The organism is Acinetobacter sp. FDAARGOS_494 (genome assembly GCF_003812225.1).
GTDB lineage: Bacteria > Pseudomonadota > Gammaproteobacteria > Pseudomonadales > Moraxellaceae > Acinetobacter > Acinetobacter baumannii.
Genome location: NZ_CP033867.1, coordinates 1 through 1,226 on the forward strand (window position 1 = coordinate 1; position 1,226 = coordinate 1,226).

At 34.5% G+C, this 1,226-nt stretch carries 1 protein-coding gene and 1 pseudogene; one reads left to right on the forward strand and one right to left on the reverse strand.

Features of this window, described 5'->3' with window-relative positions; genetic code table 11:
• A pseudogene (locus EG365_RS19235) lies at positions 1–101 on the forward strand (aminoglycoside nucleotidyltransferase ANT(2'')-Ia); the annotation flags it as partial.
• Between the two features lie 158 nt (positions 102–259).
• Here EG365_RS19235 and EG365_RS19240 read toward each other — a convergent pair.
• Positions 260–928: an Abi family protein gene (locus EG365_RS19240; RefSeq protein WP_000423610.1), complete on the reverse strand. Its 669-nt coding sequence runs from the start codon at positions 926–928 to the stop codon at positions 260–262.
• Between the last annotated feature and the right edge of the window lie 298 nt (positions 929–1,226).

Sequence of the window (1,226 nt, forward strand, 5' to 3'; positions counted from 1 at the left end):
CTACAAAGCACATAGAGTCCTACAGGTTCGCATGCACCTCACTCGGGGCGGAAAAGGTTGAGGTCTTGCGTGCCGCTTTCAGGTCGCGATATGCGGCCTAACAATTCGTCCAAGCCGACGCCGCTTTGCGGCGCGGCTTAACTCAGGTGTTAGGAAACACTGCTACCGTTATCGGATTTACTGCTTTACTACTAACCTTGTTAATTCAACATTTGCAAAATAGTCTGACCTTTCGATTGTTTGGGGTGAAATTCTTATCTTAAAAATCTAAATATTCTTTTAGATCTAATGCAGATTGCTCGATAAAATCGTATGTATTAATACAACGACAGTAAATAAATTTTGTTAAAACCTCTAAATCATTTTCTAGATTACGGTTAAAAATAATCGGTTCATGATGAGCAATCCTGTTTCTTAATTCACGTAATTGATCTGTCCAATCGTAAAAAATTTGCCTGTTTTCAACTGTTGCATTAGGAAAAATAGAATTAAAACATCCCTGCCAAATACGTTCTTCATAATTAGCCATAAGCATCTTTTGCCAGAATACAAATTTAAGCTCAGGGATCATTTTACTAGGCGAATCTGGGAACTTCTCTTTAGCACTATCAAACATACTTTTAGGGCTATACCTCCCTCTACGGCTAAGGCTTCGAATAAAAGCTTCATTTTCATGCCAACTATTTGTTTCATTACACCTAAAAGATATTTCTATTGCCTGAACAACAGCATTTCTCAGAACAACTTCAAAATAATTTAATAAGTAAAAAAACTTATTGGAAATTATTAAATTACGTTCATAAAGCATCAATACATCAGATTTTTCATATGGTTCACCTTTATCTTTATAGAAATTTTCATACTTAGATAAGCGTGGTATAGATAAAGCCTGCTCTATCTTAAGCACTGCATCATTTGACAATTCCACCGTATATACCCTAATATATAGTTGTAAGTTTGAGAGACTGCGGATCTAAGATCTTCCCTCCCAAGCGCTAAGATTCAAAAAAGCCTTTCATTAACGTGAAAGGCTTTTTTCTTTTTTTGGTCAATTAAAAGCTTACATATTGATTGTAATTGAAATATTTTCTTGAGGGACATCAAAATAATTAGCTAATAGTCTCTTAGCTTCAGGAATAGATATTTTATCCAGTGTTTTAGAAGAATTATCTTCATTTAATTTGGTAAATTTCAGCTCATTCAAATCGATATTCATCTAGATCGGA